At 38.7% G+C, this 24,794-nt stretch carries 20 protein-coding genes; 1 reads left to right on the top strand and 19 read right to left on the bottom strand.

Going from position 1 to position 24,794, the window contains the following annotated elements:
• Positions 1 to 137: 137 nt before the first annotated feature.
• The 17 genes from ACOEN1_RS11210 to ACOEN1_RS11290 all read right to left on the bottom strand — a co-directional run bounded on the left by ACOEN1_RS11210 (position 138) and on the right by ACOEN1_RS11290 (position 19,526).
• Positions 138 to 740 (bottom strand): superoxide dismutase, encoded by a 603-nt coding sequence (locus ACOEN1_RS11210; RefSeq protein ID WP_422486995.1) that lies wholly within the window; start codon positions 738 to 740, stop codon positions 138 to 140.
• Between the two features lie 104 nt (positions 741 to 844).
• Complete coding sequence (locus tag ACOEN1_RS11215) at positions 845 to 1,789, bottom strand: alpha/beta hydrolase (RefSeq protein WP_422486996.1); 945 nt, start codon at positions 1,787 to 1,789, stop codon at positions 845 to 847.
• A 58-nt stretch (positions 1,790 to 1,847) separates the two neighbouring features.
• Entirely contained in the window at positions 1,848 to 3,224 is a 1,377-nt protein-coding gene (locus ACOEN1_RS11220) for a tryptophanase (RefSeq protein ID WP_422486997.1), read from the bottom strand.
• Between the two features lie 26 nt (positions 3,225 to 3,250).
• A complete protein-coding gene (locus tag ACOEN1_RS11225) occupies positions 3,251 to 3,829 on the bottom strand; it encodes an HD domain-containing protein (RefSeq protein WP_422486998.1) in 579 nt (192 codons plus the stop codon).
• 75 nt (positions 3,830 to 3,904) lie between these two features.
• Entirely contained in the window at positions 3,905 to 5,326 is a 1,422-nt protein-coding gene (locus ACOEN1_RS11230) for a sensor histidine kinase (RefSeq protein ID WP_422486999.1), read from the bottom strand.
• Between the two features lie 4 nt (positions 5,327 to 5,330).
• Positions 5,331 to 6,005 carry a response regulator transcription factor gene (locus tag ACOEN1_RS11235; protein WP_422487000.1) on the bottom strand — a complete coding sequence of 225 codons (675 nt, stop codon included), beginning with the start codon at positions 6,003 to 6,005 and terminating at the stop codon, positions 5,331 to 5,333.
• 62 nt (positions 6,006 to 6,067) lie between these two features.
• A complete protein-coding gene (locus ACOEN1_RS11240) occupies positions 6,068 to 6,778 on the bottom strand; it encodes an SIR2 family NAD-dependent protein deacylase (protein ID WP_422487001.1) in 711 nt (236 codons plus the stop codon).
• Between the two features lie 76 nt (positions 6,779 to 6,854).
• On the bottom strand, positions 6,855 to 7,736 hold the full coding sequence (locus tag ACOEN1_RS11245) for a B12-binding domain-containing protein (RefSeq protein WP_422487002.1): 882 nt from the start codon (positions 7,734 to 7,736) through the stop codon (positions 6,855 to 6,857).
• Between the two features lie 14 nt (positions 7,737 to 7,750).
• Entirely contained in the window at positions 7,751 to 8,827 is a 1,077-nt protein-coding gene (locus tag ACOEN1_RS11250; RefSeq protein WP_422487003.1) for a fasciclin domain-containing protein, read from the bottom strand.
• Between the two features lie 199 nt (positions 8,828 to 9,026).
• Positions 9,027 to 10,670: a M20/M25/M40 family metallo-hydrolase gene (locus ACOEN1_RS11255; RefSeq protein ID WP_422487004.1), complete on the bottom strand. Its 1,644-nt coding sequence runs from the start codon at positions 10,668 to 10,670 to the stop codon at positions 9,027 to 9,029.
• 64 nt (positions 10,671 to 10,734) lie between these two features.
• Positions 10,735 to 11,106, bottom strand: coding sequence for a zinc ribbon domain-containing protein (locus ACOEN1_RS11260; RefSeq protein WP_422487005.1), 372 nt, complete (start codon positions 11,104 to 11,106; stop codon positions 10,735 to 10,737).
• Between the two features lie 115 nt (positions 11,107 to 11,221).
• Entirely contained in the window at positions 11,222 to 12,187 is a 966-nt protein-coding gene (locus tag ACOEN1_RS11265; protein WP_422487006.1) for an ABC transporter permease, read from the bottom strand.
• Entirely contained in the window at positions 12,187 to 13,374 is a 1,188-nt protein-coding gene (locus ACOEN1_RS11270) for an ABC transporter permease (RefSeq protein ID WP_422487007.1), read from the bottom strand. Before ACOEN1_RS11270 ends, ACOEN1_RS11265 begins: the two co-directional genes overlap by 1 nt.
• Complete coding sequence (locus ACOEN1_RS11275; RefSeq protein ID WP_422487014.1) at positions 13,361 to 14,890, bottom strand: ABC transporter ATP-binding protein; 1,530 nt, start codon at positions 14,888 to 14,890, stop codon at positions 13,361 to 13,363. The genes ACOEN1_RS11270 and ACOEN1_RS11275 overlap by 14 nt, the downstream gene beginning before the upstream one ends.
• Before the next feature lie 268 nt (positions 14,891 to 15,158).
• Positions 15,159 to 16,316 carry a BMP family lipoprotein gene (locus tag ACOEN1_RS11280; protein ID WP_422487008.1) on the bottom strand — a complete coding sequence of 386 codons (1,158 nt, stop codon included), beginning with the start codon at positions 16,314 to 16,316 and terminating at the stop codon, positions 15,159 to 15,161.
• A gap of 426 nt (positions 16,317 to 16,742) precedes the next feature.
• On the bottom strand, positions 16,743 to 18,380 hold the full coding sequence (locus ACOEN1_RS11285; RefSeq protein WP_422487009.1) for a diguanylate cyclase: 1,638 nt from the start codon (positions 18,378 to 18,380) through the stop codon (positions 16,743 to 16,745).
• Between the two features lie 45 nt (positions 18,381 to 18,425).
• Positions 18,426 to 19,526 carry a putative sulfate/molybdate transporter gene (locus ACOEN1_RS11290; RefSeq protein ID WP_422487010.1) on the bottom strand — a complete coding sequence of 367 codons (1,101 nt, stop codon included), beginning with the start codon at positions 19,524 to 19,526 and terminating at the stop codon, positions 18,426 to 18,428.
• Positions 19,527 to 19,642: 116 nt separating this feature from the next.
• Here ACOEN1_RS11290 and ACOEN1_RS11295 point away from each other — a divergent pair, with 116 nt between their 5' ends.
• Positions 19,643 to 21,430, top strand: coding sequence for an SLC13 family permease (locus tag ACOEN1_RS11295; protein WP_422487011.1), 1,788 nt, complete (start codon positions 19,643 to 19,645; stop codon positions 21,428 to 21,430).
• Between the two features lie 55 nt (positions 21,431 to 21,485).
• On the opposite strand, the gene ACOEN1_RS11300 is transcribed toward ACOEN1_RS11295, so the two are convergent.
• Together ACOEN1_RS11300 and ACOEN1_RS11305 are read right to left on the bottom strand one after the other, a co-directional pair.
• The gene (locus tag ACOEN1_RS11300; RefSeq protein WP_422487012.1) at positions 21,486 to 23,234 is read right to left on the bottom strand and encodes a putative glycoside hydrolase; all 1,749 of its coding nucleotides are present in this window, start codon (positions 23,232 to 23,234) and stop codon (positions 21,486 to 21,488) included.
• A 19-nt stretch (positions 23,235 to 23,253) separates the two neighbouring features.
• Positions 23,254 to 24,390, bottom strand: coding sequence for a polysaccharide deacetylase family protein (locus ACOEN1_RS11305; protein WP_422487013.1), 1,137 nt, complete (start codon positions 24,388 to 24,390; stop codon positions 23,254 to 23,256).
• Between the last annotated feature and the right edge of the window lie 404 nt (positions 24,391 to 24,794).

A 24,794-nucleotide genomic window follows, 5' to 3' on the forward strand; every position in this document is an offset into this window, starting at 1 on the left:
ACCACTTAATTATCTACTGACATTTTCAAAAGATAATTAGACTAGTTTTTACTGACATTTTCAAAAGTTATTGACATCCACAGAAATACATGTAATCAAAAGAAATACCAGCCCTTATGGACTGGTATCTGATACGACTACTTCTTCAGTTTTTCCTCAACCTTTTTCCAATCAACCACATTAAACCATGCATCAATATAGTCTCCTCTAAGATTCTGGTATTTCAAATAGTATGCGTGTTCCCACACATCCAGTCCAAGTATTGGTTTCAAACCTGATGATACAGGGTTGTCCTGATTCGGTGTTGACGTTATTTTTAGTTTGTCTCCATCCTGTACCAGCCATGTCCAACCACTACCAAATCTTCCAGTGGCAGCATTCTTGAACTCTTCCTTGAAAGCATCAAAGCTTCCAAAATCCTTTTTTATCATATCCATTAATTGTCCTGCTGGTTCTCCTCCACCAGTAGGAGACATAATCTCCCAAAAAAGACTGTGGTTTAAGTGTCCTCCGCCGTTGTTTCTTACAGCAGTTCTGATTGCTTCAGGTACCTTGTCAAGGGATGCCATTAAATCTTCAATGGCCATTTCCTGTAGCTCATTTTCATTTTCTATGGCTTTGTTCAGATTATTAACATAACCCTGGTGGTGTTTGGTATAATGAATTTCCATTGTTTTTGCATCAATATGAGGCTCAAGAGCATCATATCCGTAGCCTAGACTTGGTAGTTTGAAAGTCATAAAATCTCTCCTTTTTCATATATATTAATTTAGTGTTCTCCATTAACATATCTACCCAGTCTAGTAATTGATAAACATTATCATTTAAGGTTTGCTATTAAATGTTAGTCCTTGATGAATTCGAGAATAGTTGACATAAGATTCGGATGAAGATCCAAGTCGGGGTCTCCATAGGTTTCAAGGTTTCCTTCCACGTCTTCTGGTGCATTCTTGAGTACATGGTTCATTCCTTCAATTATGACAGGATCAGTTCCTGAAGCATCTGCTAGAATCATGGCATCATCAACTGTTACCTGAACATCATTATCACCCTGGATTACAAGAATCGGTGAATCAATTCTATTGTACACTTCTACAGGATCGTATTGAAACCATGAAATCATATACGGCTGTATGCTGTTTCTAAAGAGCGATTGAAGGATTTCCGGAACATCCTCCACAAGTCTTCCGTTTTCAAGTTCAATCATAATAGGCTCTATCAGTTCCGTTATTTCATCAGGTTGTGTAGAAAGCTGTCTTCTTAAAGTATCGGATGCTCTCTCTCCCACTCCTGCCAAAGATATGAAGCCTTCCACTTCTCTTTCCATAGCCGCTGCTGCTGAAATAAGAGCTCCTTCACTATGTCCAATCAGATATATTTCGTCAAATCTATCATCAGCTTCAACTTTGTCAATCCACATTATCATATCATTTACGTAATCTTCGAATACAAGGTCTTCCTCACTTTCTATCAGAGGCATTGACTCAGCTATTCCTCTTTTGTCATACCTAACAGATGCAATACCCTCTTCAGCCAGCTTTTCTGCTACCATTTTCAGACTGTTATTGTCACCTGCAATTGTACTGTTTCCGTCTCTGTCAGTTGGTCCTGATCCCTGATGGATTATTGCAACCTTGTATGGCCCCTCTCCTTCAGGAAGCAAAAGAGTGCCCTTTATCTCACCTTCTGGCACCGCAAGATCATATTCTTCTCCCTCTTGTCCCTCGCTGCTACATCCTGTTATAAGTAGCAACGTCATAGTCATCACAAGCATCATTATCTTTTTCATTTTATTACCTCCTGAGACACATAAGACAGGAGAATACAATATTCTCCTGTCTGTGTTTTTAAAGTGGTTTAAGTTTTGCGGTAAAGTGTCTTAAGACCTTAGGCTCCCATGTTATTTCATAGCCTTTAATCTGATCTTTTCTATCTCTGATTTCCTTAAGTGCTTCAACAATTACATCAAGATGAGACTGAGTGTAAACTCTTCTTGGAACTGCCAATCTTGTAAATTCAAACTGTGATTCTATCTGCTCACCTGTATCAGGGTCATTACCCATCATATATGAACCAATATCACAGCTTCTGATTCCTGCTTCTATATAAAGCTCAATAGCAAGAGCCTGTGCAGGAAACTCATGGTAAGGAATATGTGACAATAATTTCTTTGCATCCAGGAATACTGCATGTCCACCAACTGGTGACTGATATGCAATCCCTTCTTCGTCAAGCTTACCGGCAAGGTATTCCATCTGTCCAATCCTGTATTGCAGAAAATCAAAGCTGGTTCCTTCCTGTAGGCCGATTGCCATTGCCTCGATATCTCTTCCTGATAGTCCTCCGTATGAAATAAATCCTTCATATGGAATTGTTCTTGCCTTAACAGTTTCAAAAAGCTCAGGGTCATCCTTGACTCCAATCAGTCCACCCATATTGATTATTGCATCTTTTTTTGCGCTCATTGTAAATACATCAGCGTAGCTGAACATTTCCTGGGCAATTTCCTTGATTGATTTGTCTCCATATCCATCTTCTCTCATCTTTATAAAGTATGAGTTTTCAGCATATCTTGCAGCATCTATGCAAACAGGAATTCCATATGACTTTGCTATTTCAGAGGTCTCTCTGATATTCTCCATGGAAACCGGTTGTCCACCAGCACTATTATTCGTAACTGTAATAATTATCATGCCAACGTTTTCAGAACCATTCTCTTCAATAAGTTCTTTCATTCTAGCATTATCCATGTTGCCTTTGAAAGGGTGAAAATTAACAGTATCAAGTGCTTCCGGGATTACACAGTCTATTGCCCTTGCTCCTGCAAGTTCAACATGGGCTCTAGTCGTATCAAAATGCATGTTCGAGATAGCAACTTTACCTTCCTCAAGGAATATTGGCATTACTACTTTTTCAGCTGCCCTTCCCTGGTGCACAGGTTGGAAGTACTTGTAACCAAATACATCAGCTGCTGATATCATTAGGTTCTTATAGCTTCTTGAGCCTGAATAGGCCTCATCTCCAACCATAATACCTGCCCATTGATTGGCGCTCATTGCACCTGTTCCACTGTCTGTTAGCAAGTCAATGTATACATCGTCTGAATCCAGAGCAAATACATTGTAATTTGCTGCCTTTATCTTTTCAATTCTCTCTTCTTTTGTCAAAATCTTGATCGGTTCAACCATCTTAATCTTAAATGGCTCAGCATAATACTTTGTCATCTTTTCCCCTCCTGGTTTTTATATGATTATAGGTCTCCCTTCAGTCCAATCTCATCCGCTACCTTTCTCATGCCAATTATTGTTTCGTGGATTACTTCCTTAAGGTCCATTCCCAGCATTTCTACACCTTCAGCAATAACATCCCTGTTAACTCCTGCTGCAAATGACTTCTGTCCCCACTTTTTCTTTACCGACTTTGCTTCCATATCCATAATGGATTTGCTTGGTCTCATAAGAGCTGTAGCTGCAACCAGTCCTGTCAATTCATCTATGGTGTATATAACCTTCTCCATCTTCTCTTTGGGCTCAACCTCAGTACAAAGCTTCCAGCCGTGGCTCAAGACTCCTCTGATATAATCTTCAGGCCAGCCTTCCTCTCTGAGAATCTGCTCGGTTATCTTACAGTGTTCCTCTGGATACTTGTCGTAATCCAGGTCGTGTATCAAACCGATTACTCCCCACTTATTTGGGTCCTCGTCAAAAAGTTCGGCAAAGTGAACCATCGTAGCCTCAACTGCCAATGCGTGTTTGATCTGACTGTCATTATCAACGTATTTTGTTAAAAGCTCATATGCTTCCTCTCTTGTTGGTTTATAATCTGACACAAAATCCCTTCTTTCTTTTTCTTCTTTATTATCTTATTTTACATAATTTTCACACAAAAGACAAGAACTCCTTGGTTATTCATTCATATTTCTCGGCAAAATGAACCAGAAGAGACTCCCTTCTCCAGCCTTGCTTTCAACTCCAACCTGACCGTTATGCGCCTGCACAATTGATTTTACCAAAGATAATCCAATTCCAGACCCTGCCTTCTTTCTAGTATGACTTTTACCACCACGATAGTACCTATCCCAGATATAATCCTTCTCTTCCTCCAGTATCCCCTGACCAAAGTCTTTAATTGAAAATTTTACCCTACTTTCTTGTCCATCCACATTTATGATTATTTTCTTGTCCAGAAGAGAATAATTGATTGAGTTGTTGATTAGATTATATATAGCTTGGGAAATTTTCAGCCTGTCACCATGGATATTGGTGTCACCATGTGCTTCAACACTGATTTGAAACCCTTCCTGCTCCCTGAAGTAGCTGAATCTTTCAAGAACGCTATTGGTTTCTTCCAGAATGTCAAACTTCTCAACTTTCATTTCCCTAAGCTCAGACTGGACTTTGGTAAGATCAAGCATGTCATCCACCAAACGTGACAATCTGTCGGTTTCCTGAATAATTGTATTTAAATGAGCTTCTCTTTTTTCCGGGTTGTCACCGGATATATCCCTTACCATTTCTCCATATGATTTTATCAATGTAAGTGGTGTTTTCAGATCATGGGTTACATTTGCAATAAAGTCCCTTCTTAATTCCTCACTTTTCTTCAACTCACTCGTTGCCTGATTCAAGGTATCTGCAAGATTATCCACTTCCAGATAATCACCTTTTTTGAACTCAATATCATATCTTCCTTCTCCAAGACCCTTGGCACTTGTAGTTAATCTTGTTATCGGTCTGGATAGCTTTCTAGAGAGGAATAGCGACAATCCCATTGACAAGATCAATGATATAATTGTAATGATAACCAATTGGTTTTTTAAGACATTCACTGTTGAGTCTATAGGTTCAAGCATGGTATTTATAAACAGAAAATAGTTTGGACTATTTTCATTCTGAAGGATTGCACCATAAACAATTGTCTCTGCATCAAGACTTTCATGACTCCTTGTATACACTGTGAAATTTTCTTCAGTGATGTAGAGTTTATTTAGAAATTCAGAAAATGCAGCCGATTGAAGCCTTGGTCTCCTGACAAGATCCATTATGTCAAGTGGATATACGACACTACCATTCTGGTCAAGAATGTTTATTACTATCCCCTCCGAAAAGGACTTTTCAAGTAGTTGCTGCTCGAAATCTTCCGTGCCGTAAATTGATACAAGCTCATTTCCTATTTTTCGGATTTCATTGATTTTCATGGTTTCATAATAACTGTTTATAAATACAATCTGAAGTAGCCACAATAAAATCATTATTATTGCGGCAAAAATCATAAAATATGTCCAAAGCTTGAAGTTCAAGGATTTTGTGTGAATCGATTCTCTCATGATATCACTCTTTTTCTGCCTCAAATTTATATCCAACACCTCGAAGGGTTACAACATAGTCCCTGTAGGCTCCAAGATTGCTTCTAAGCATTTTTATATGTGTATCGATGGTCCTGTCATCCCCATAAAAGTCATATCCCCAGATGTCCTTCAGAAGCTGTTCCCGGGTAAGAGCTCTGTTCTTGTTCTTAGCCAGGTAAACCAGAAGTTCATATTCTTTGGGGGTCATGTCTACTTTCTCTCCATCCACATATACATTCCTTCCGTCCAGATCAATGGTAAGTCCCTTGAATGTCAATTCACTTATATTCTCCCTGCCTTTATCCCGACTTATTATGGCATTTACCCTTGCCATCAGTTCCTTTGGAGAAAATGGCTTTGTTAGGTAGTCATCCACTCCCAGCTCAAAACCAAAAAGTTTGTCGTATTCTTCTCCTCTTGCAGACAGCATTATAACGGGTGTGTTGGAAAATTTCCTTATTTCTTTTACTGCTGAAAAGCCATCTAGCCTTGGCATCATTATATCCATAACGATAATATTAAAATCATTATCCCTACACATTTTCACTGCCTCTATTCCATCTTCTGCCTGAAAAACCTGGTGTCCTTGAAACTCACCATACTCCTTGACGACTTCTCTTATTTTTTCTTCATCATCAACAACCAGTATTTTATACATGAGACCACCTCTTGCTTAATTTTACACTCTTAATGTGAAAACAGTGTGAAATTCAGTTTATCTTAAAGAAATTTGTCCACTTCTAAAAGAATCTCCCCAACCTTTCCCTCTATAACCATATCAAACTTCTTGTGACCGTCGTATTCATCATTAATATAGATAATCCTTCCATCCGTGTTTGAGTGAATACTCGCAGCTGGATACACTGTAAGACTTGTTCCAATTATTATAACCAGTTCTGCTTTCTTCACTTCTTCCAATGCCCCGTATAACTCTTTCTCAGGCAAGGGTTCTCCAAACAGCACTATTCCAGGTCTAATTTTTCCTCCGCACTCTGGACAGGGTTCTTTGCCTAGAAAACTCTCCCTATCAGATGGTTCTCCACAGTCCTTGCATCTAAATTTATCTATTGAACCATGTATTTCAAATACATTCCTGCTCCCTGCCTGATGATGAAAGTTATCAACATTTTGGGTTATTATACTTGAAATCAGTTCCTTATCCTCCCATTCTGCCAGTATGTGATGGCCTTTGTGAGGCTTTCTTTGAATTCTTGCTTCGTCTCTCATAGAGTAGAATCCATGTAAATTGTCATAGTCATTTTCCAGTGCATTCACCGTTGCAACCTTCATGGGATCATACTTTTTCCAAATTCCATCCCTTGACCTGAAATCAGCAATACCACTTTCTGTAGACATTCCAGCACCGGTCATAACAACAGTGTAGTTTGACTTTTTCAACTCTTCTGCAAGCGCCTTGTATATACTATCCATCTAAATCCCCCTCAATATAAATATATCAAATCAGCAAAAAATAAACAACAGGCTCAAAATCTGAGCCTGTATTATTCTACCTAATCATCTCTTCTATTTCCCTTATCTTTTCCTGCAGCTTTCCAATATCCTCAAGATAGATATCTGCCCCTGCTTTTAGTGCAAGCTCTTCTGAGTCTATTCCTCTTCCTCCAATAAATATCTTTGGATGATTTGAATCCATATCGCTTTTCAAGGCTCTTATCAAGTATTCAGCACTATTTAGACTTCCTGTTGAAAATACTGACAATACCAAAAGGTCTATCTTTTCCTTCTCTATTGTCTGACCAAGATCCCATAGGGGGATGCTTCTACCTATGAATATTATCTTCCAGCCTGCCTCCTTGAAAAACTCTGATACAAATCTTAAGCTTAGGGTATGCTCTTCTTCTCCTGGTGACATAAACAATGCTACATGACTTTTCCCTTCAGTCTTGTTTTGTAGCTCTGATAGATAATCCAGCAGTGAGGATATTATCCCTGAAGAATAATGCTCCTGGGCTACGGTAATTTCACTCTTTTCCCACATCTCTCCGATCTTGTGCAGTACTGGTATAAACATTCCATTTATTATTTCTGTTGTTTTTATACCTCCACTGTGCAATTTCTTTGCGATGTCTTTTGCCCTTTCCCCTTTTCCTTTAATAAGATTTTCTAGAAATTCTTCTATTACTGTCTCTGTTAGCTCTGTACTTGTTTCTGATGATGGAATAACTGTTTCTTCTATCCCCAAGAGAAAATCTGTACTTATATTCAAATACTCTGAGATTTCCCTGAGGATTGTCTCCCCAGGGAATCTTGTATTTTTCTCATAATTGGCGACTGTTGATTGAGCAATTCCAAGTTTTGAAGACAAGTCTTTCTGTGTTATGCCGGTTTTTTTTCTTGCTTCCTTTAACCTGGTTCCAAAATTGCTCATTCTCTTCCTCCTGTCTATCCGTTGATTTTTCTTCTAAATGTTACAAATGCTCCTATTGCAATCATACCTAGACCTGCTAGCAATGTCAATCCGGATGTATCTGATGATCCTGTTGCTGGAAGTGCTGTCATTGCTGGTTCTTCTTCTGCTGGTGCCTCTGCTGAAAGTACAAAGTCTGATGGTACTAATACTGTATCTATTACATGGATTACTCCGTTGCTTGCTTCAATATCTGCTGTTACTACATTTGAACTGTTGATCTTGACTCCACCTTCAAGGTCCACTGTTATATTGTCACCTTTTAGGGTTGGTGCCATCATTCCATCACTAAGATCTGTACTCATTACCTTGCCTGATACTACATGGTATAGAAGTACTTCTGCAAGTTGTGGGTGCGCCAGCAAATCTCCTGCTTCTATTCCCAATTGACCTAAAAGCTTTGCAAATGCTTCATTTGTTGGTGCAAATACTGTAAATGGTCCCTCTCCCTGTAGTGCTCCTACCAGCTCTGCTTGTTGCAGTGCTGCTACCAGGATGCTAAAGTCCTCTGATCCTACTGCTATATCAACTATTGTTCCAGGTGCTTCTTCAACTTCTTCCTCTGCTGAAAGTACAAAGTCTGATGGTACTAATACTGTATCTATTACATGGATTACTCCGTTGCTTGCTTCAATATCTGCTGTTACTACGTTTGAACTATTGATCTTTACTCCATCGCTTAAGTCGACTGTTATATTGTCACCTTTTAGGGTTGGTGCCATCATTCCATCACTAAGGTCTGTACTCATTACCTTGCCTGATACTACATGGTATAGAAGTACTTCTGCAAGCTGTGGGTGTGCCAGCAGGTCTCCTGCTTCTATTCCAAGCTCTCCCAGCAGTTTTGCAAAGGCTGCATCTGTTGGAGCAAATACTGTAAATGGTCCCTCTCCCTGTAGTGCTCCTACCAGCTCTGCTTGTTGCAGTGCTGCTACTAATATGCTAAAGTCCTCTGATTCTACTGCAATGTCCACTATTGTTCCTTCTTCTGCGAATACCGGGATGCTAATTGCCAACATCAATGCCAACATAATACTCATAATCTTTTTCATTTTTACTTCCTCCTTGTTTTTTGTTTGTTTGGTTTATTTTTTATTTTCTAATGTCGTATTCTGTAATTACATAATATTTCATATCGTGATATTTGTCAACCCTTTTTTGAAATATTTTTTAATTTATTTTTGATTTATATTTCTTTATGTGATTTTATAAGGTAAAAAAAGGAGCCTCGAGGGCTCCTAAATCAATTATCTAACCAAGCACTGACTTGATTAATTTATCCACCATCTTCGGTGTTCTTTCATAAAGGTCAACTTTGTATACTCTTTCAACATATTTATGATAGTCCTTGCCCCAAGGTCCCACATTCAGAACAGGCATGGACAAATCCTTAATCTCGTTTAATGGAATATAATACACATCACCCCACATCAGCATGTTGTCCTCAATATATCCAATGTTTTCCTTGTCAGCCTCAAACATTCCGTAGGATAAATCAGATATTCCAGTAAAGTAATTCTGTACAAAACACTCCTGATTCCACTCATCCTTGACCATATCCATCATTTCCTCTAATCCACCATCAATTCTTCTCTTGCCTTCTGGCATCATAAGGTTGTTTACATTTGGATAATATGGTGGTGCAAGTGCAATTACTACCATAGGTGATCGGTCATCTACATACTCCAATGTTTTTTCAATTATTCCGTAGGCTCCGTCTATTAGTGTTACCGTTGAATTATTAATTCCTTCCCTTGTTTCTTTCATGTACTTTTTAATTGCTGTTAGGAACTCCTCACCTGAGTCTTCGACAGCCTGTTCATATAACTCGCCATAGAGCTTTACATTTGTTTTCCAAGGTAATTCTTTTACTTCCTCACCCTTAAGCTCAAGATATTTTTCATAGCTCGTATTAAGGTCTTTAATGATTCTTTCAAATGATTCTTCTGATACTTTTCTAATCGCTTCAAAGATATCCTTTGGTGGCTTAGAAAGAGTCAGAACGCTCATGTACCCTGCAGCTGACATTGGCAGGCTTACATCGTATACATTTTTCCCATCCTTCATGTAAAGCCATGTTGGAGGAGGCGTAACCGTATTTCCAACCTTTTCAAGAAAATCAGGGTTTACCTCTGTTCTTCTTACTATTTCTGATAGCAGATTTATAGGGTTTAGTCCCTGGAATATATGACCAACATGAGTCAAGGCCCCTCTAACATATACAACCGGCATAAGCTTTCCAACAGATCCGTCATATATGGTTTGAACATCTGGGTTATCCCTATCGTGTGGCTCCACGTTAAGTAAAAGCACATAGTCTAAATTGTGTTCTTCCTTAAGTCTCTTAAGGAGTGGTACTGCGCCTCTCATGCCAGCTGATAAATTCTCTTCATCCGGTACTCCGATAAGAACAATGTTTCCATTGAAGTCTTTTTCCTTCATATATTCTTCAAGCAATGCCAGGTGAATGGCAGCGCCACCTTTCATATCGGCAACCCCTCGACCGAATAGCCAGTCGCCACTGTCGAGGTCTTTTTTTACTTCATCTGAAATTTCCACCTTTCCTTCTTTGTAGAGCTCAGTGATTTCATCGGGTTTATAAGCAAGTTCACTGTATACTCCATATGCATCCGTATCTACAATATCCGTATGGTGTATCAATACTATTGTATCATTGCCCTCTCCCTTTAATAGACACCAGGGAACCTTTCTTCCCAAGTGGTCTCCCTCGATATCATGGAATCCGAAGTTATCTGGGTTTTTTCTAAAATACTCCTGTTCATTGAACCACTTTTCAAAAAATAGTTGATTGTTTTTTTCAAGTTCTGTTCCAGTGTGCGTAACTGTCGCTACATAATCTTTCATTATGCTTTCAATTCTTTCTCTCCTGCCCATTTTATCACTCCCTGAATTGGTTTCTTATCACATTGTACCAATAACTCAATAAATTCTCAATATTTTATCTTTGCTTTGCACCACACTTAGGACAATAGGTAAATCCCGGATCCAACGGTTGACTACAGCTATTGCAGTACTTTACCCCACCAAATCCTTCATTTCTTATTAAATCTTCTTCTCTAATCTGAATGCTGTCTCCTCTTTCTATTCGTTCACCTATCTGAGCATCCAACTGGAATCTTTCTCTACAGCAGGTTGTCACTACAAAATACCTTTTCTTCCACTTGATTATGGGAATAAAAAATAGACTGAATGTGTTGTACTCAACATAGACTTCATAGCTTCCGTACCTACCACAGCTAGAGCAAGTCTTCGGCCCGGCATTGTATTCAAGCTTTTTTTGTTTGGGATAGACTCCTGCAATAAAAATCATCGTCTCAATCCTTTCTGTTTCTATACTAAACCCTTATGTTATAGATAATTTAATTCAAAATCCCTGGTGTCCACACCAGGGATTATAACGAAATCTTAAATTCTACCATTATATTTTATCTTTGTGATTTATCGTATGGAATTCCTTCTGCCTTAGGTGCTCTGGAATTTTTTGAAGTCAGCGCTAAAACAATCATTGTAGCAAGATAAGGTAGTATTCTGTAGTATGTCTGGTCAATTCCAAGATCATAGAGGAATGGAATCAAGGAAACTGAATATGCAAGAGTTCTCAAAAATGCGAAGAACATCGCTGCAAACATTATTCTTATTGGTTTCCACTGTCCAAATATCATTACTGCTAGTGCAAGAAATCCGAAACCAGCAACTCCGGTATGCCCACTTACATTTCCATCCATAACTCCTACTGCATAGAAAAAACCACCTATCCCTGCAAGCAATCCTGAAATACTTACTCCGGCATATCTCATCTTGTATACATTGATACCAACAGAATCTGCTGCATGTGGATGCTCACCACAAGCCCTCAATCTAAGCCCAAATCTTGTCTTATAAAGAAGCACCACTGATATGGCAAGAAGTATAAAGCCAATGATTACTGTAAGGTAAGTTCTTTGGAAAAACAACTCCCCTAAAACAGGGATTTGACTTAACACAGGAATTTCCCGGATATAGAAGCTCTTACTTGTAGTTATACCATCACTGTTAAAGAACATCTTGGAAAAAAGGAGGATTATAGCAGGTATTAGCATATTAAGTGCAGTTCCGACAATTACCTGATTTGCTTTCATATTTACTGATGCAAAGGAAAGCAGCAGGGAGTAAATCAGACCAGAAATACCAGCCACCAGCATACCAATAAGAAGAATAGTCTGTGGTCCCATTGAAGAATTCTGTACAAGTAGTACAAATAGAGCTCCAAAAAACGCTCCAAATAGCATTATTCCTTCAAGAGCAATATTTATTACACCACTTCTTTCACTAAACATACCACCAAGGGCAACAAGAAGCAACGGTACACCTACAGGAAGCATGTTCTGAACTAAATAATATACAACATCCATTATTCTGCCTCCTTTTCGGTTTCATTTTCAATTACTTCTTCTTTTTCTGAATCAGCTTCCTGAATTGGTTTTTCATCATCTTTGCCTAGTATACGCTTAACAAATCCAGCGATTGCTGAGTTCATGATCATTGCAAAAGCAGAGAAGTAAATTATTACGGCAATTACGATATCAATAATCTCTGGTTTGAATCCCACAAGGCTTGTAAGAGTTCCTCCCCTTTGGATATAAGATATAAATGTTGCTGACAGGATAGTTCCAAGGGGATGAGCATTACCAAGCAAAGCAACCGCAATTCCTGTAAAACCATTTGCTGCAATAATGTTAATAGGTTCATAGGTCATACTGCTACCAGCTATTGCAGATGGTGCAAGTATTGCAAAAGCTCCACCAATACCCGCCATTCCCCCTGCAATTACCATGGTAAGGATAATATTTCTCTTACCCTTCATACCAGCATACTCTGCAGCATACTTGTTGTGCCCTGTCGCCTTCAGTTCATATCCAAAGGTAGTTTTTTCCAAAACTATATATAGTATTACAGCTATTATAATTGCAAGTATAATCCCTAAGTTTACATTTGATCCAATTATTCCAAGTGAGGGAATCTGTACCCCTGAATCAATATATCGGGTTCTGGTCATTGAGGAATTATACATGACACCATTATTCTGAATCCACATATCAACCAAATACATTCCTATATAGTTAAACATTATCGATGTGATAACTTCATTTACATTAAGAAGCGCCTTCAATATGCCTGGTATAAAACCCCAGATCATACCTCCTAAAAAGCCTGCAAGAATTGCAACTATCCAGTGTGTACTTCCTGGAAGGTCCCACATAAATGCAACATAGAGTGCAAAGTACATACCCATTGTGTACTGTCCCGATGCACCAATATTGAATAATCCCATTTTAAAGGCAAATCCAACCGACAAACCTGTCATTAGAATTGGTGTTGCAAAATAGAGTACATCTCCTAGTCTTCCCATACCTCCAAGGAGTATATATCTGAATCCTGAAATTGCATTTTCCGGTCTTGCAACAAGCATTATGATAAAACCAACTACCAATCCAAGGAAAATAGCCATAAATGCTGCACCTAGAGATTTCAACCCTGCTTGGGATGCTAAATTGCTTATGCTGAATTTTGGTTTATCTGTTTTTTTATTCCCCTGCATGTCCAGTCTCCTTTTCGGTATTTCGCTTGGCTCCTGCCATATACAAGCCCAGTTCCTGAGTAGTGGTCTCCTTCGGGTCCAGCTCTCCTACGATTTCACCTTCGTAAATTACAAGTATTCTGTCACTTACATTCATTACCTCATCCAGCTCCAGGGATATCAATAAAACTGCTTTCCCGGCATCCCTGCTTTCCACAAGCTGGCTGTGGATGTATTCAATTGCACCTACATCAAGTCCCCTGGTTGGCTGTACTGCAACCAGCAGCTCATGTTTTTTATCAATTTCACGGGCAATAATTGCTTTCTGTTGATTACCACCTGACATGCTTCTTGCCAATGTCGTCGGTCCTTGACCACTTCTTATGTCAAATCTTTCAATAAGATCCTCTGCATATTTTCTCATTTCATTAAACTTAAGGAAATAATTCTTCTGGAACTTAGGTTGCCAGTATCTTTGCAATATAAGATTCTCTTCCAGCTTGTAATCCAAAACCAGACCGTGTTTGTGTCTATCCTCAGGAATATGACTCATCCCTGATTCTGACCTTTCCCTGATGGAAGCGCTGGATATATCCTTACCCCGCAGTTCAATGCTACCTGAAACAAGTTTTTCAAGCCCGGTCAAACCATAGACAAACTCAGACTGCCCGTTACCATCAATTCCTGCGATACAAACAATTTCACCTGCTCTTACCTCTAGTGAAACATCTCTAACTGCATTGTTTTTATGAGTCTTGGATGCAACTGTCATATTTTTAATTGACAGAATTACATCTCCAGGTTCTCTGTCTTCCTTATCCACATCAAAACTTATGTCTCGACCTACCATCATTCTTGAAAGTTCTTCCTTTGTTGTACTTTCAATATCGACTGTACCAATATACTTACCTTTTCTAAGAACTGTACATCTGTCAGCAACATCCATAATCTCATTAAGCTTATGAGTAATAAACAATATTGATTTACCTTCAGCAGCAAGGTCTTTCATTATTTGTAACAGCTCTTTGATTTCCTGTGGTGTAAGAACAGCCGTAGGCTCATCAAAAATAAGGATTTCGTTATCCCTGTAAAGCATCTTAAGGATTTCAACCCTTTGCTGCATACCTACTGATATGTCCTCAATCAATGAATCTGGACTTATCCTGAGTCCATATTGCTCACTGAGCTCTACGATTTTCCCTCTGGACTCTTCCATTTCAAGGAGACCGTTCTCTACAGGTTCAACTCCAAGAATAATGTTCTCAAGCACAGTAAATACCTCTACCAGCTTAAAGTGTTGGTGAACCATACCTATTCCCAATGCATTTGCATCATTGGGACTGTTGATTTTCACTTTCTCTCCATTTTTTCTTATCTCACCTTTTTCAGCTTGATAAAGTCCGAAAAGAACACTCATCAAAGTGGATTTACCTGCCCCATTCTCACCCAAAAGGGCATGGATCTCTCCTTTTTTCAGTTTTAAGGTAATATTGTCATTTGCAATAACACCTGGGAATTCTTTTGTAATATTAAGCATTTCAACAATATAATTTTCCACGTCAACCTCTTCTTATCATTTATTTTTTAATAACATTTACTTCTTACCCACTGATATAATAATGATACCATAAAAGCAACCATTTTTTCGAGCAAATTTTACACTATTGCAATATATTTATAGCAACTTTTATAATCTCAAAATTTCTGAATTATAATCTCCAAAAACTAAAAGGGGAAAGGCTTCCGCCTTTCCCCGGTCTTTTGCTCCCATAAGGCAAAGGCCAATATGGTATGAACTTTAATTGTTATCTAGTTGTTACATCTACCTTTTCAAGTCCAAGTGCTTCAGTAAGCTCATCAGCAGTTGCATAACCAGTTGCATCTGCTACTTCGATTTGACGAAGTATTTCAATGTTTCCAGCTGCAAGCTCAGCAAATATTTCATCATATGCTGCTTGGTCAAAGCTTTCAAATCTATCAAACGGCTCTCCGCCCCCGTCTCCAAGAACTTCAGTTGGAAGACCTACACCATCATTTGATGCGTTAAAGTAAGTTGATTTTCCTGAATAAGTGTCCCAGCTATCGTTATAGATTGACTCAAGTACGCTGATAACTGAAGCTGCAAGTCCTTTTGTAGCTGAAGTTATTACAGTCTCGCTATCATATCTCTGGTCAACGTCAACACCGATTACTTTTGCTTCGGCTTCAGAAGCTGCTGACATTACACTTTTACCTACTGCTCCACCGGCAGCAAAGATTACCTCTACGCCTTCCTGGTACATTGTGCTTGCAGTAGCTTTATTAGTATCGTTTTCTTCAAAATTTCCAGTATAGTGGTATGTTACCTCTACTTCACCATCTGCCATTCCTAGTTCGTTTGCTGCATACTCAGCACCTTGAAGGTAACCGTATCCAAAAGCCTGAACAGCAGGTACTGCCATTCCACCCATGAATCCAAGATCTGTCATTCCATCCATTACAGCTGCATAGCCTGCAAGGAATCCCGACTCTTCTTCAGCGTAAAATATGCTTGCTACGTTATCTTTTGTTTCAAACACTGAATAGTCAGCAGTGTGTGGTGCTCCGTCCAATAGAATGAACTTTACATCTGGATATGCTGTCTGTGCTTCATAGATTGGCACTTCAAAAAGGAATCCAGGCGTTACTACAACTTCTGCTCCACCTTGCACAGCAAGATCGATTGCTGCAAGATAACCTGCATCTGATGCTTCTTCAGGCTTGATGTAAGTATGTGAAATATCGTTTGCTTCTGCAAACTCAACTACACCTTCCCAAGCACCCTGGTTAAATGATTTGTCATCGATATTACCCTTGTCAGTGATAAGAGCGATTTCGTAGCCATCGCTTCCGCCGTCTGCTCCGTTATCTCCACCTGTGGAACATCCTGCCAAACTTGCTGCTACCAACATAATTGCCAAAGCAATTGCTAGTATTCTTTTCATTGTATTACCCCCTTAATATATTGGTAAAGCTAATGTGTATGACCTAATTATAACGGTTTTCCAATTGAATTACAACAAAATTGTAATCTCGCTGAAATGATATCTATCACAATCAGGCCCTCCGTTTACATATTTACCCACAATACAGTCAATCTAACGTACATAAACCTTTTCAGTAAAAACATTTTAAATTCTTCAGTCAAACTGCCCTGCATCATTTCTGTGAAGGTAAATAACAAAAATCTCCTGTCAGTATCATTTTGAAATCGAGTTTTTAACGTATATAAGTGAATCCTCCTCTTACAAAGGCTTGCTGAAATAGTATCCCTGTAAAAAGTAACACTTGTTATCAATTGTCCTTGAAGTTCTTCTCAATACTTATGATTCATATTTATACTCATCGATATATCGCTTTAGTCAGGTAAATTATCGATTCTCAAGTAATATTAAATTTGAGCGATTTCTTCCTTCTGATTTCGATTTATACAATTCCTTGTCTGCCATCTCCATGATCTGTGAAAACCCAGTAAAATCAATCGTCCTCCCGAATACTCCACCTACACTTACGGTTACTGGACCATCTGTGTCGCTTTTAACGTACTTCAGTCCCAAATTACCGATTCTCTTTCTGATGTCTTCTCCTATCTGAAGAGCCTCTTCATAAGATGATGCCTTAGATATATAAACAAATTCCTCACCGCCGTATCGACCAGCAAAATCTTCCCTCTTCACAGCTATTGACTGAAGTTCGTCGGCAATTATTTTCAAACAATTGTCACCTTCACTATGTCCCCAGTTATCGTTGTAATCTTTGAAATTGTCTATATCAATCATTAATACTGCAAGAGTGTGCCTTTTACCTGTATAGTTGGCTAGAAGTCTCTTTAATTCGAGATTTACACTTCTTCTGTTGGGTATTTCTGTCAGCTCATCCTCAAATGCTTCCTTCTCCAGTATAATATTATTCTTTCTGACCTCTTCAAGTTCTTTTCTATTATTCTCAAGATCCTTCTCAAGAGTCCTTTTTATTTGATCTAATCGCTGGTGCTCTTCAAGTTGCTTGATTTCAACATTCAAAATTTCAAGCTTGTTCCTAATGTTCGTATTCATAATCTCCTGGTTAATGAGGAAAAACTTCTTGTGATATGAAAGTGCTGTTCTGTAATCCATAATATTTTCATATTGCAAAGACACTTTTCCATACAAATCGCTGAGCTTCTTTTTTGCCCCTACTACCAGTGCCGTTGAAATGGCATCCTTTAAAAGTGCGATCGATTCCTCAGAATCTTCCTTGGTCTGAGCGAGGTTTGACAAAACATCTATTTTATAGAATTGATTCTCTATCTTATCCAGTATTCCAAGTGATCTCTTGAAATAATCCACGGCAGAATCCTTATTGCCTTTCATCAATTGGGCTTTTCCAATTTTGTTTGCAACTTCACCCATGCTTACAAGGTCTTTACCTTCCTTAAGTATCTCGAATGATTTCATCAGATAGTCCAGGGATTTGTTATAATCACCCTGTATCAAATAGACCTCTCCTATATTACCAAGTATAGTAGCCTGGTAATACTTAAGATCGCTTTTCACTGACAATTCATAAGCCTTTTTATAGTATTCAAGAGCTTTATCATACATTTCGGATTCTCTGTAAACTTCGCCTATATTGTTGAGAAAGCTTCCGTATAAATTTGGATTTTTATCCTCTTCGAGATAATCCAATCCATCCACGAAATACCTTATTGCTTCGTCGTACATGGCGCTGTAAAAGTATGCAATCCCAATAAGGTTAAAGGCTTTTGCCATGCCTTCCTTTGAGTCTATCTTCTTGTATTCATTAAGTGCCTGGAATGAGTAGTCCAATATGTTGCTTTTATCTGATTTAGTCCTTGCAACAAATGCCATGCCAATATAGCAATCACCTATTTTCTCTGTTATACCTGATTCTTTAGCCAAGACTAGTGCTTCTTTACACATCTTCATTGATAAATCTGGTTCCAAATTTGCAATTCTTCTCGATTCAATGAGTTTTTCTTTAATACTATTTGATATAGTTGAACTCATATTTTCCCACCCCATTCTTTTTTCACTCATTTTATAACCAATTCTCTATCCCTTTCTTCTGCTCTTTATTAAACCAAAAATAAACATCCCAAGAAACGCCCATGTCATACCAAATACAAAGGCAGCCATCCCTGTAATCCATGTAAAAACCATGTCACCAGTTTTCTGTGATGTTCTGAATAGTGACAATCCTGAATAAAATAGCAATGCCCCCAAAGCTCCGAAAGGAATAATCAGTTCCAATTCTGGGGTTGCAAAGAATACTGCCACAAATAATAAAATCAACCCAGATATTATATTTGAGCCTCCTGTCCTTGCTCCAAATCTGTATTGGGCAGCCAGTCCTCCAGCCCCATGGCACATTGGAAACCCTCCAAAGGGTACCGAAAATATGCACATCGCGCTCATACTGTAAAGAAGGTGTTTCTCTTTGACCTGCCTGTCAAGAAGATCTGAAATAAGAAGGCTTGTTGCAAGGACTGCATTTCCCATTGTCAGAGGTATCTGCGGAAGGGTACCCTTCACAAAGCCTGACATGAGATTTGCTGCATCAGGTAAAATAAAAGATGGAATCCTTATTAGAGCCAGCTCCGGCACTCCAAACCTCCACACTCCAACCCCTATACCTAATACAAAAACAACAAGAGCCGATATGTCAAGTCTTGTGGATTTAGCATACGCCAATACAATCAGAATTGAAACCATCCCCATCAAAGGGTCTTGCCAAATCATTTTAAAAGCCTGCCATGAAAGAGTCATTGCCAAGCCTAGTTGAATTCCTCTAACAAGAGGCAATGGGATTACTCGTTTGATAAAAACCATCATACCTGTTATCCCAACGAGAAAGAGTATTAATCCCATACCTATTCCTGCTCCTGCAATTTCAGCAGATGACAGTCCTTCAGCTATTGCTATTACACCTATAACCTTCATAGGCTCTACAGGCATAGGCATTTTGTAGTACAATCCTGTTCCTATATATGCTATTGCAAAAAAGAACAGCATCCTGGAGAGGTCCATATCTGTCGCAACAGAAACACCTATTACTATTGGTAGCAATGTACCAAAATCACCAAGCGCACCGGCTGTTTCATCCAAAGTAAACCTGAAATCTTTCTCCCTGATAATGCCCACCTCCTGTTTCAATATAACATACTTTGATTCTATCATTATATTTTTAGGGTTGAAAGCAAAAAATCAATTTGGTTGTTAGATTGATTCAGGTGGTATAATTATACTAGCAACAGGATGGAGGTCACATTATGTATGAGCAGGTAATTGTTTTCTCGATTATAGTACTTATTCTTATACTTTTTATCGGCGGGAGAATTAGATATGACTTTGTATCACTCGGTGGACTCGTTCTCCTTGTATTTTCAGGTGTAATCAGTCCAGAGGATGCGTTTTCAGGATTCAGTCACCCAGCAATAATTACGGTTGCTGCTGTTCTTGTTATAAGCAGTGGGCTCGTTAAAACAGGAGTAATTGATAATATTGTTGCGGCTCTTAATAAAAGGAGTCGATCTTCATCTGTAATAATGACCAAACTTATGATGATTACTGCACTTTTATCAGGTTTTATGAACAATATCGGTGCACTGGCTCTTGTTCTCCCAGTTGCAATAAAGGTAGCTAGGGAGCATAAATTCTCTCCTTCAAGGATACTTATGCCACTTGCATTTTCGGCCTTATTGGGAGGGATGATGACAGAAATCGGTACTCCACCTAACCTAATAATATCCTCCTACCGTAAAGATTATGGTCTTGAATCCTTCGGCTTTTTCGACTTTGCTCCAGTAGGACTGACCGTAACCATCCTTGGTATTGGATTAATGGTCCTTTTAGGTGGTAAGCTCATTCCAAAGAGAAAGACCGTGGGCGTTGACCAACTTTTCAATATCGGCGATTATCTCTCTGAAATACAAGTTGTAGAGTCAAGCAAGCTTGTTGGTAAGCCAATGATGGATATAAACAAAGTCTACAAGCTTGATATAGACGTTCTTAGCATTATTAGAAACGATCAGAAAATAGTTGCACCAGGGCCAAGGGAAATCCTGGTCCCAGATGATATTCTCATTATCAAAGCACTATCACAAGACCTTGCAGATCTGGTAGATAAAACCAGAGTTCTTTTAAAAGGCACCAAAAAGAGCCTTGTAATTGAGGAATCCTTGATCAAGTCGAGAGATACTGCACTCGTGGAAGTTGTTTTGAGGGATGACTCTCCCATTGTAGGGCGTACAGCCTTGGAGACAAAATTGAGGAACAGATACAGCATCAATCTTGTTGCAGTGTCAAGGAAAGGTGTATACTCGGTAGACAGATTAAAAAGCATTACCTTCAGAGCTGGTGATATATTACTTATTCAAGCTCCTACTTCAATACTTAAGGATATTTACTCCAAGCTTGGTTGTCTACCACTTGCCGAGAGAGGTGTTGAAATATATCCCGACAGGTCAAAGTGGAAACTATATTTCACGGCTGGATTGTTTGTCTTCTCAGTTATTCTGGCGACAACTGGAATATTTCCGGTACAGGTAGCCTTTGTATTTACAGCGACTGCACTGGTCTTGTTCCGAATTTTGACTCCAAGGGAATTCTATGATGCAATCGAATGGCCTTCCATCATTATGCTGGGTTCACTGATACCACTGGGAAGCGCACTTCAAAGTAGTGGAGGGTCAGACTCAATTGCCAGTGTTCTTTTAAAGGCCTCCTCTATATTATCTCCAACACTAATGATTGGCCTATTAATGATTCTTACGATAACTCTTGCGAATCTGATCAGTACATCTGCAACGGCAATCTTGATGGGTCCTATAGCTCTTAGCATAGCAATGGCTACGGGAACATCTCCAGATCCATACCTTATGAGCGTTTCAGTTGCAGCATCAGCAGCATTTATGACCCCAATTGGTCACCAGACGAATATGCTTGTTATGGGTCCTGGTGGATACAGGTTTACTGATTACTGGCACCTTGGACTGCCTCTTACAATTCTTCTTGTTATAGTTGGTGCCCCCATGGTCCTTCTAGTATGGCCATTATAAAAAATAAAAGTCTGTAAAAACACATTTTCTGGTTTTTACAGACTTTTTTCTTTCACTATTCTTCTGTTTCCTCAACCCATTCAATTTCAGGCTTGCTTATTTTGTACACTTCATTTTCCTCTAAGATGATAAACTCAGCATCTTCCTTGGTAAATACTCCATTGTCTGATTTATATGATAAATCAACACTGGCTTTGAATTTATCGTCTTCAATCTCTGAAATATCATTTATATTGAAGCTTTCAAGAACAGGATTTATCTTCTGGTATTCAGCAACGAAATCATCATAGTCCTCCAAGCGCTCCTCAATTGGAGTTAGCAGATAGAGATGAGTATATCTTGTACTCCTTTCAGCCTTTAGGAATCTATCAAGTGCCATTTCAGGAGTCCTGTCCATTATATCGTGTCCTTTTTTTCTGATTGATTCATCTATCCTGTCTTGATAGAAGAAGCTCATTGGATTGTAATTATTGCCTGCACTCCAGATAATATACTCATCCACTCCCAGTTCAGCAGCTGCTACCATCTGGTCCGAAATAGCCTTTTCATCGTACTTAATGTTCCCTCTTACCCAGGATGCTGTGAATCCCTGGAACCAAGGCCTAATTATTGCAGGTTCTTTCTGTGCCGCATTTCTTTCAAGTGCTTCCATAACTGAAATCCTTGATACTTCATAAGGATATCTGTCTGGTATATCAAAGCCATATACCCCTGTTCCGTAATGACTTGGATAAATCATTGGACATATATAATCAACTTTGTTGGCAATTTTTCTCCATGTCTGCCCAATATCCTCAGGTTGGTCGTCCCAGGAATGAGTTATAAAACCAAACACATCTGCTGAAAGGTGAACATTATATGGCTCTAGTTCCTCCTTTGCATAGGTCAAAAATTCTTCAATTCCTTCATCCTTGTCTCTGTCATTTCTTCCCGGAAATTCTGTTATTGGATTATAATACTTGGCATTGTCAGGGAACCTTACGTAATCGTACTGAATCTCATCAAAACCTCGCAAAGCGGCTTCCTTTGAAACTGCTACAACATAGTCCCAAACATACTGATCAAATGGGTTAACCCATGATTCTCCAGCATTATCCAGGTATACCCCGCCTTCCTTGAGCAAAATTGCATGATCAGGGTTCTTTGCTGCAAAAATTGGATCCTTGAAGGCTACAACTCTGGCTATAGTGTATATTTCATTTTCCTCCAGATATTCCATTAAAGGACCGTAGTTCTTAAAAGGTGGATTTATGCTTGATCCCACCTTATTAACTATCCCAAGGTCACTTTCCCATGTTATGAGTCCGTGATCATTTTTTACATCGATTACCATTGAATTGATTTCTGATGCTTTGGCAATACCTAAAGCTATTTCAAGCTTGTTGACCTGATCTAAGCGTGATGAATCAGGAGTCTCACCTGATTGTCCGCTCAATGCTAGGATGTAATCAGCATAATAGTCAATGTCTTCCTCCTGGAATTGAAATCCTGCAACATTCCCAGTAAGATAGAGGGCTTTAGCTTTTTCGGTCTGAAGCTCCTGCTCTTCCCCTATTGCAGGTAATGGAACATAGAAATCTCCCATTTCCTCTTTTCTTATTTCTTCAAGCGCTTTTCTTTCTTCTATCAGTGCCTTTATTCTATCCTCTTCGCTAATTTCGTCTTCCTCCGGTATTTCATCTGCTTCAACTGCTTCCTCCAACTCCTGAACGTTATCCTCAGGTTGCTGGGGTGTTGCTGAGCATCCTGTCAAGAGTGAAAATGCAAGTATAATTAATAAAAAAATAAAATTGCTCTTTTTCAATGGTCCACCTCTTCATGTCTTATTTTTTGTCGTAGATATATATTTCCTTGTTTTCAAAAGACTTAATCAGTTCCTGTTTTCCTTCTGGTATGGTTATTATATCCGGGTTCCCATCACTAATAAACCTTTCATCCGGATTATTATCAAAATATTCAAGGTAGTTGTACATTCCAACATTATCAACCTTCATTTCACTGGCTCTTATCCTCGGAATACTTTCAAAATTGAACCTATTGTCATAAGGTGAGTATCCTGGATTCCAGCCTACATTAAGGATTGCAATATTCTCATAGAGAACGTCTTCATATATGCCTTCCTGTAGATACTTGATCTTGGATTCATCCTTTGGCCGTATACCGTATGGCAAGGCTATTGTATTTACTCTATAATCATGCACTTCAACAAAGCTTTCCAGGTATTGACTCTGCTCTCCAATTTCCTTTTGTAGAAGTTCTGCTGATGCTTCAGTAAAGTTTGCATGGTTTTTGGAATGATTACCGATATCCATACCATTTTCTATAAGGAAGTTGAACTTCTTGCCAATTGAATCTCTCTGACCAAAGGGTACATCGCCAGTTAGGAAAAAGGTTGCAGCCGGAGAAAAATCAGGATTTTCCTTGTGGAAGTCTGTTAGAAGTCCCACAGCTGAATTCCCATTTATTGTACCATCTTCCAAATACTCGAAATTGTTCTTGTTTCCATCATCAAAGGTTATTACAATCGGTGTATATCCCTGTGAAGTTGTTATATTACCTGTTGCATAGTCCTTTAGGCTGATTGGTCTGTAACCCTTGTCATATAGTGTCTTAAGATCCCTATTGAAATTCTCAGGGGTTCTTGTCCACTCCTTCTCTTCTTCTCCGATGTTATGATACATCAGTACCATAATTCTTCCTGATTCATTTGGTTTTAAAGACAAGTCAATTTCTTCCTTGGGATCGACAGGCTCTTCTTCCTGTCCCTCGGTTGTTTCCTCCTCAGCTTCTACTACTTCAGCCTTCACCTGCTCAACTGGATCATCCTGTTCAAAATCAGATGTTTCAGCCTGTGAACAGCCTGCCATCAAAGTTGTTATCATCAATAGAATAATTGCTTTTTTTATCATTATTATCCACTCATTTCTGTAATGTCCTAGGTCTTTTTGATATCGTTTCATTTTTCTTCCCTGACTTTTATTGTACCATGGTGGACATGGTGTAACAAGGAAGTTTGAGATGGAAATATAATAACTTATGTTCACAAGTTAGTAACCCAGGCTACTGATTTCATATTTAAATTTTATAATTAAACCAATTCTTCGCTAAGATATTGATATATCAGTTGGATATACACCAAACATAAATAAACCAATACAAATATAAAGACTGAATTCCTGTTAAACAAAGATTATTTATCTTTATTATTATACAATGTCTGTAAGATGTTGATTTGAATGAGTTAGGTTGATAATAATCATAATTAACTGCAAAGTAATTGAATGAAAAGATAGTGTAAAGTAGCTTATGAAAAGAAGAACTACAATGAATAGCTACTACTTAGAGGATAATATTGAAGTTCAAT

It is taken from the genome of Gudongella sp. DL1XJH-153 (assembly GCF_049310905.1).
Lineage (GTDB): Bacteria > Bacillota > Clostridia > Tissierellales > Tissierellaceae > Gudongella.

Bases quoted from the DNA above. Each gene is read 5' to 3' on its own strand.
- ACOEN1_RS11220 (WP_422486997.1), bottom strand. From the start codon at position 3,224: ATGACAAAGTATTATGCTGAGCCATTTAAGATTAAGATGGTTGAACCG.
- ACOEN1_RS11240 (WP_422487001.1), bottom strand. From the start codon at position 6,778: ATGGATAGTATATACAAGGCGCTTGCAGAAGAGTTGAAAAAGTCAAAC.
- ACOEN1_RS11215 (WP_422486996.1), bottom strand. From the start codon at position 1,789: ATGAAAAAGATAATGATGCTTGTGATGACTATGACGTTGCTACTTATA.
- ACOEN1_RS11230 (WP_422486999.1), bottom strand. From the start codon at position 5,326: ATGAGAGAATCGATTCACACAAAATCCTTGAACTTCAAGCTTTGGACA.
- ACOEN1_RS11280 (WP_422487008.1), bottom strand. From the start codon at position 16,316: ATGAAAAGAATACTAGCAATTGCTTTGGCAATTATGTTGGTAGCAGCA.
- ACOEN1_RS11270 (WP_422487007.1), bottom strand. From the start codon at position 13,374: ATGCAGGGGAATAAAAAAACAGATAAACCAAAATTCAGCATAAGCAAT.
- ACOEN1_RS11275 (WP_422487014.1), bottom strand. From the start codon at position 14,890: ATGCTTAATATTACAAAAGAATTCCCAGGTGTTATTGCAAATGACAAT.
- ACOEN1_RS11285 (WP_422487009.1), bottom strand. From the start codon at position 18,380: ATGAGTTCAACTATATCAAATAGTATTAAAGAAAAACTCATTGAATCG.
- ACOEN1_RS11255 (WP_422487004.1), bottom strand. From the start codon at position 10,670: ATGGGCAGGAGAGAAAGAATTGAAAGCATAATGAAAGATTATGTAGCG.
- ACOEN1_RS11305 (WP_422487013.1), bottom strand. From the start codon at position 24,390: ATGAAACGATATCAAAAAGACCTAGGACATTACAGAAATGAGTGGATA.
- ACOEN1_RS11235 (WP_422487000.1), bottom strand. From the start codon at position 6,005: ATGTATAAAATACTGGTTGTTGATGATGAAGAAAAAATAAGAGAAGTC.
- ACOEN1_RS11210 (WP_422486995.1), bottom strand. From the start codon at position 740: ATGACTTTCAAACTACCAAGTCTAGGCTACGGATATGATGCTCTTGAG.
- ACOEN1_RS11250 (WP_422487003.1), bottom strand. From the start codon at position 8,827: ATGAAAAAGATTATGAGTATTATGTTGGCATTGATGTTGGCAATTAGC.
- ACOEN1_RS11260 (WP_422487005.1), bottom strand. From the start codon at position 11,106: ATGATTTTTATTGCAGGAGTCTATCCCAAACAAAAAAAGCTTGAATAC.
- ACOEN1_RS11245 (WP_422487002.1), bottom strand. From the start codon at position 7,736: ATGAGCAATTTTGGAACCAGGTTAAAGGAAGCAAGAAAAAAAACCGGC.
- ACOEN1_RS11295 (WP_422487011.1), top strand. From the start codon at position 19,643: ATGTATGAGCAGGTAATTGTTTTCTCGATTATAGTACTTATTCTTATA.
- ACOEN1_RS11265 (WP_422487006.1), bottom strand. From the start codon at position 12,187: ATGGATGTTGTATATTATTTAGTTCAGAACATGCTTCCTGTAGGTGTA.